Here is a 6,904-nt window from a genome sequence, read left to right as displayed (position 1 = left end):
TAAATTTAAAAATGAATGAATTTATACAATTCATAAAAAAAGCATCTTAAACCAATCAAATGGCCTTAAGATGCTTTCGTGTAATTTTATTGAAACTAGATAGAACGCTGGATTGTATCGGTTAATAGATCAGATAATGAAATTCCTGCAATCGAAGCTTGCTGTGGGAGAAGACTTGCTTCTGTCATGCCAGGTACCGTATTCATTTCTAAAAAATATGGCTCATCATCAATAAAAATAAACTCAGATCTCGAAAACCCCGACATGTTTAAGCTTTTATATAAATGTTTTGCAGCTTTTGATACGTTGTTTTTTTGGTTTTCAGTGATACGAGCTGGTGTGATTTCTTGAGATTTACCCATATATTTTGCTTCATAATCAAAGAAATCATTTTCTGAAACGATTTCTGTTATTGGTAAAACAATCGTGTCATTTTTGTATTGAATTACACCTACAGAAACTTCTGTACCGTTTAAGAAGGATTCAATTAATATTTCGGAATCTTCTTGAAATGCAGTTTTTAAAGCCGCTTCAAAATCTTTTTCTTCGTTAACTTTAGAAATACCAAAGCTAGATCCTGCATTATTTGGCTTTACGAAACAAGGTAAGCCTACTTTAGATAGGATTTCTTTTTTATCATAGGCATCTCCTTGGTTAAGGTATACTGATGTCGCCGTTTTTATTCCGTATGTTTTCGCAACGCTTAAACAATCTCTTTTGTTAAATGTTAATGCCATTTGATAAAAAGGAGCAGAGCTATAAGGAATGTTTAAAAGATCGAAATATGCAAGTAGTTTTCCGTCTTCTCCTGGTGTCCCATGTATCACATTGAATACAAAATCAAAATTAATTTTTTTATTAGCTATTTCTATTGAAAAATCATGCTTGTTAATAGAGTACTCTTTTTCATTGTTATCAACCACTACCCATTTGTTTTCTAATATATAAACGATAAAAGGATTGTATAATTCTTTATCTATGTGGTTGAAAACTACGTTACCACTTTTTATAGAAATTTTATATTCAGAGGAATATCCTCCCATTACAACAGCTACATTTTTTTTCATCTAATTGATCTTTTATTCTGCTTCAAAAATATCACTTATTATTCAATTCCTTAGCGGTTCGTTTTATATCTTTGTTTAAAAATGTAGTAAATGAGTTTAGGTAAGTATTTTATTAGCAAACAGTTTTTTATTCAATTAGTAATTGTGGCTGTTGTTTTTACAATCGGTTTTTTTTCTTTGGTAAAATATCTTGAAGTAACTACTAAGCATGGTGAATCGATAGAGGTTCCTGATTTGTCTAAGCTTGCGATTGAAGAAGTGGCAACGAAATTATCAGAATTAGATCTTCGATATGAAGTGATAGACTCTGCCAGTTATAATCCAAACTATCCTAAAAAATCGGTGATTAGTCAGGTACCTGAAAAACATTCTTTGGTAAAAGAAAATAGAAAAATATACCTAACCTTGAATCCTTCTAAGTATGGAAAAGTGATGATTCAAGAATTTTATGGTAAAACAAAATATGAAGTAATTGCGCAATTAAAATCTTCTGGTTTTGAAATCGGACGTATTTTGTTTATTCCTGATATTGGAAGAAATGTTGTACGTAGGTTAAAGTGTAATGGCAAGACCTTGAAAGAAGGTGATAAACTAGAAAAGCATTCTGTTATAGATGTTATTTTAGGTAATGGTAGAGGAAAATAAGATGCAAGAAATAATTGATAATAATGATTTGGAACCAGATGAATTATACGAACATTTTAGATTCGTAGCAGCAGATGGTCAAGTTCCTTTAAGGGTTGATAAATTCTTGATGAATTTCATCGAAAATGCGACGCGAAATAAAATTCAAGAAGCTGCTAAGAATGGCAATATATTAGCCAATGATGTAGCTGTTAAATCAAGTTATAAGGTAAAAGCGAAAGACGTAATACGTGTGGTGTTAGAGCATCCTCCTCATGAAAATTTATTGATTGCTGAAGACATACCTTTAGATATTGTTTATGAAGACGAAGTACTGTTGGTTGTAAACAAACCTGCTGGTATGGTTGTACATCCAGGACATGGAAATTATTCTGGTACGTTGGTAAACGGCTTGATTCATCATATTGAGAATTTGCCAAATAATAGTAATGAAAGACCTGGTTTAGTGCATCGTATAGATAAAGACACTAGCGGGCTCTTAGTAATTGCTAAGACCGAGGAAGCTATGACATTCTTGGCCAAACAATTTTTTGATAAAACTACAGAGCGGGTATATCATGCTTTGGTGTGGGGAAATATAGAAGAAGATGAAGGTACAATTGAAGGAAACATTGGTAGAAGTTTAAAAAATAGATTACAAATGTCTGTTTTTCCTGAGGGTGATTTTGGGAAGCCTGCAGTTTCTCATTTTAAGGTAATAGAGCGCTTTAATTATGTAACGCTGGTTGAATGTAGATTAGAAACTGGAAGAACACATCAAATTAGAGCTCATTTTAAACATATTGGACATACCTTATTTAACGATGCTCGATATGGTGGTGATGCTGTGTTAAAAGGAACTACATTTACAAAGTACAAACAGTTTGTTGAGAATACTTTTAAAATTCTACCAAGGCAAGCATTGCATGCAAAAACTTTAGGCTTTATACATCCAACTACAAAAGAAATGATGCGTTTTGATTCTGAAACACCAGATGATATGAAAGCTGCTTTGGAGAAGTGGAGAGCTTATACGATTCATACAAGAGAAGATTCTGACGCTTAAAAATATATGATATGAAAATTGTTGTTTCACCTGCCAAATCTTTAGATTTAGAAACTCAGATACCTACAAGTCTTTTTAGTGAACCTGAAACTTTAGATATAGCTGAGAAATTGATAGGTGTGTTAAAGAAAAAGTCTCCAAAAAAAATAGGAGAGTTGATGTCTATTTCTCAAGCCTTATCAGAGTTGAATTGGGAACGAAATCAACAATGGCAACGTCCGTTTACAATTGAAAATGCGAGACAAGCTGTTTATATGTTTAAGGGAGATGTTTATATTGGGTTGGATGCTTATTCAATACCAGAAGAAAAGCATACCCAACTAAATGATAAATTGAGAATATTATCTGGTTTGTATGGGATTTTAAAACCTTTCGATTTGATACAAGCCTATCGTTTAGAAATGGGGACCAAATTAAAAATAGGTCGAAAAGATAATTTGTATCAATTTTGGGATACTAAAATTACAGATGCTTTGAATGAAGAAATGAGTGAAGGTGAGCCATTAATAAATTTGGCCAGTAACGAATACTTCAAGGTTATCAAACCCAAATTATTAAAGGCTCCGGTTATCACTCCTCAATTTAAAGATTACAAAGACGGAAAATTAAAAATGATATCTTTTTTTGCTAAGAAAGCAAGAGGTATGATGGTGAGATATATCATAGACAATGATATTAATGATGTTGCCTCTCTAAAAGGTTTTGACTATGGAGGATATGGTTTTAGTGAAGAATTGTCTTCTGAAACAGAATTTGTGTTTGTCCGTTAGCATATGCGTTTATGATAATGCCTTCGACATCGAAACATTTTGCAATACTTCAAGGCACAGAGTCCTTTGAGTTTAAAATTCCATTTCCAGATTTAAAATACGTTTTTTCAGCGAAAAGAATTCTACAATTGGTTGAAGAAGAGACCAAACGAGACACTTCTGTTTTTATTGATACATTTGGGCAGTCACTTCAATCAATGTCGAGTGGAGAAAGAAAAAGAGCTTTATTTACTTATTTACTGTCGCAAGAGTATGATTATTTGATTGTCGAAAATTTATTTGAGAATTTAGATGCGATTAATAAAAGTCATTTGAAGAAATTACTTTTAAAAGCATCTGAAAAAACTAGAATAATTCAAATAGTTAGAAAAGAAGAAGATGTATTTCCGTTTATTGACGATTTTTTTACGGTAAATTTTTCTCAAAGTTTGGAACCTTATTTCGATACGGTTCAAACTTTTTTTAGAAACCGAAATGATTTCTTTTCGAATTTTTCTATTCCAAGTACAACCACGAGCTATAATTATGACTATCGTAGCTTTGTAAATTTAAAGGATGTTTCGATAAAATTTTATGAGAAGCAGGTGTTAAAAAATATTTCTTGGGAAATTAAATTGGGAGAGTTTTGGCAGTTGATTGGTGAAAATGGTAGTGGAAAAACTATGTTATTATCTTTGATTACTGGAGACAGTCATAAAGCCTATGGTCAAGATATTGTGTTGTTTGATAAACTAAAGGGGACCGAAGAAAATGTTTGGGAAATAAAACAAAAAATAGGATATTTTACCTCTACGATAACTGAGTTATTTAACAAAAGACATTCCGTTATCCATATGGTACTATCAGGGTTTTATGACTCTGTCGGTTTGTATGTGAAACCTTTGGATATTCATGTGAAATTGGCGCAAGAATGGATTACTCTATTAGGGATGACTTCTATACAGAATAAAACATTCACCACTCTGTCTTTGGCAGAACAACGAATGGTTTTGATTGCAAGAGCAATGGTAAAGCATCCACCTTTATTGATTTTGGATGAACCCACTTCAGGTTTAAATATTCAAAGTACAAAATTGATAACAGCATTGATTTCTAAAATATCTAAAGAAACACAGACTACAATTATTTATGTTTCTCATACTACAGAAAAAGGTATTTCTCCTGATAAAATTTACCAACTTACAAAAACAGAAGATGGTTCTGTTGGAAGTGTCTTAGCGTAATTCTGACATTTTGTATACTTTTTTTCTCGTTTTTAGACAGTATTTATGACACTCTGTCATTTTCTAAATTAAAAATATGACAATAATTGAGGGTATTTATATTGGCACAAAGATTGACTACTGAGTAAACGTAAATTTGATACAAACACATTAAATATAAATATTATGAGTAAGATTATTGGAATAGATTTAGGAACAACAAACTCTTGTGTTTCTGTAATGGAAGGAAATGAGCCTGTTGTAATTCCTAATGCAGAGGGGAAAAGAACAACACCATCAATTGTAGCTTTCGTAGAAGGAGGTGAGCGTAAAGTTGGTGATCCAGCAAAAAGACAAGCAGTAACTAACCCAACAAAAACAATTGCTTCTGTTAAGCGTTTTATGGGGAACAAGTTTTCTGAGTGTTCTGAAGAAGTTGGAAGAGTACCTTACAAAGTAGTAAAAGGAGATAACGATACACCAAGAGTTGATATCGATGGGCGTTTATATACGCCACAAGAAGTTTCTGCAATGACACTTCAAAAGATGAAGAAAACAGCTGAAGATTATTTAGGAGCTGATGTTAGTGAAGCTGTAATTACAGTACCGGCATATTTTAACGATGCACAACGTCAAGCGACAAAAGAAGCTGGAGAAATTGCTGGTTTAAAAGTTCAGAGAATCATCAACGAGCCTACTGCAGCAGCATTGGCTTACGGTATTGATAAAAAAGGAACAGATCAAAAAATCGCTGTATACGATTTAGGTGGTGGTACATTTGATATTTCTATCTTAGAAATTGGTGAAGGTGTATTCGAAGTATTATCTACAAATGGAGATACACACTTAGGAGGAGACGATTTTGATGAAGTAATCATTGACTGGTTGGCAGATTCTTTCAAAGCTGAAGAAGATGTTGATTTACGTTTAGATCCAATGGCTTTGCAACGTTTAAAAGAAGCTGCTGAAAAAGCAAAAGTTGAATTGTCATCTTCTGCACAGACAGAGATCAATTTACCTTATGTTACGGCTACTGCTTCAGGACCTAAACACTTGGTGAAAACATTGACTCGTGCAAAATTCGAGCAATTGGCTGCTGAGTTAGTGACACGTTCTATGGAGCCTGTTAAAAAAGCTTTAGAAGATGCAGATTTATCTACTTCTGAAATTGATGAAGTTATTTTAGTTGGTGGATCAACACGTATCCCAGTAATACAAGAAAAAGTTAAAGCTTTCTTTGGTAAAGAGCCAAACAAAGGAGTAAACCCTGATGAAGTAGTTGCAATTGGAGCGGCTATTCAAGGAGGAGTTTTAGCAGGTGATGTAAAAGATGTATTGTTATTAGATGTTACACCTTTATCATTAGGAATTGAGACTATGGGGAATGTATTCACTAAATTAATTGAAGCAAATACGACTATTCCAACTAAAAAATCTCAGGTATTCTCTACTGCTGTAGACAACCAACCATCAGTTGATATCCATGTATTGCAAGGAGAAAGAGCGATGGCTGCTGATAATAAAACAATTGGTCGTTTCCAATTAACTGATATTCCACCGGCTCAAAGAGGTACTCCTCAAATCGAAGTAACTTTCGATATTGATGCAAACGGAATTATCAAAGTTTCTGCTGTAGATAAAGCAACAAACAAATCTCAAGAAATTAAGATTGAAGCTTCTTCAGGATTGTCAGAAGAAGAAATCGCAAAAATGAAAGCTGATGCTGAAGCAAATGCAGAAGCAGATGCAAAAGCAAAAGAAACTGCTGAGAAGTTGAATACTGCTGATCAAATGATTTTCCAAACGGAATCTCAATTGAAAGAAGTAGAAGGGAAACTTCCTGAAGATAAAAAAGCACCAATTGATGCTGCCTTAGCTGAGTTGAAAACAGCGCATGCAGCAAAAGATCTTACAGCGATCGATACGGCTACAGAAGCATTGAATACTGCTTTACAAGGAGCTGCAGCTGAGTTCCAAGCTGCTGCACAACAAGCACAAGGAGGTGCTGATGCTGGAGCACAAGCAGAACCAAATGCAAGTTCTGAGGATTCAGTAGAAGACGTAGACTTTGAAGAAGTAAAATAATTACTCTTTTAGGATATAATAAAAACCGTTTCAGTAAAACTGAAACGGTTTTTTTATGAACTTTGTTTTAATTTCATAGAACTTAAAAAT

General features: G+C 33.3%; 6 protein-coding genes. 5 read left to right on the top strand and 1 reads right to left on the bottom strand.

Annotated elements, in window-relative coordinates:
- Nucleotides 1–95: 95 nt before the first annotated feature.
- Entirely contained in the window at nucleotides 96–1,067 is a 972-nt protein-coding gene (locus F6P99_RS13305; RefSeq protein ID WP_152287983.1) for a D-alanine--D-alanine ligase, read from the bottom strand.
- A gap of 90 nt (nucleotides 1,068–1,157) precedes the next feature.
- Here F6P99_RS13305 and F6P99_RS13300 point away from each other — a divergent pair, with 90 nt between their 5' ends.
- From F6P99_RS13300 to dnaK, 5 genes are all read left to right on the top strand, one after another.
- Entirely contained in the window at nucleotides 1,158–1,712 is a 555-nt protein-coding gene (locus F6P99_RS13300) for a PASTA domain-containing protein (RefSeq protein WP_152287982.1), read from the top strand.
- A 1-nt stretch (nucleotide 1,713) separates the two neighbouring features.
- Nucleotides 1,714–2,757 carry an RluA family pseudouridine synthase gene (locus tag F6P99_RS13295; protein WP_152287981.1) on the top strand — a complete coding sequence of 348 codons (1,044 nt, stop codon included), beginning with the start codon at nucleotides 1,714–1,716 and terminating at the stop codon, nucleotides 2,755–2,757.
- Nucleotides 2,758–2,768: 11 nt separating this feature from the next.
- Nucleotides 2,769–3,527: a peroxide stress protein YaaA gene (gene yaaA, locus F6P99_RS13290; RefSeq protein ID WP_152287980.1), complete on the top strand. Its 759-nt coding sequence runs from the start codon at nucleotides 2,769–2,771 to the stop codon at nucleotides 3,525–3,527.
- An 11-nt stretch (nucleotides 3,528–3,538) separates the two neighbouring features.
- Nucleotides 3,539–4,750, top strand: coding sequence for an ABC transporter ATP-binding protein (locus tag F6P99_RS13285; RefSeq protein WP_152287979.1), 1,212 nt, complete (start codon nucleotides 3,539–3,541; stop codon nucleotides 4,748–4,750).
- A 165-nt stretch (nucleotides 4,751–4,915) separates the two neighbouring features.
- Nucleotides 4,916–6,814 (top strand): molecular chaperone DnaK, encoded by a 1,899-nt coding sequence (gene dnaK, locus F6P99_RS13280; RefSeq protein ID WP_152287978.1) that lies wholly within the window; start codon nucleotides 4,916–4,918, stop codon nucleotides 6,812–6,814.
- Nucleotides 6,815–6,904 lie beyond the last annotated feature (90 nt).

Origin of the sequence: Flavicella marina, assembly GCF_009193215.1 — a bacterium.
Classification (GTDB): Bacteria; Bacteroidota; Bacteroidia; order Flavobacteriales; family Flavobacteriaceae; genus Flavicella; species Flavicella marina.
The sequence above is the reverse complement of the archived record's forward strand: the minus strand, read 5'-3'. Positions and strand labels throughout refer to the sequence as shown.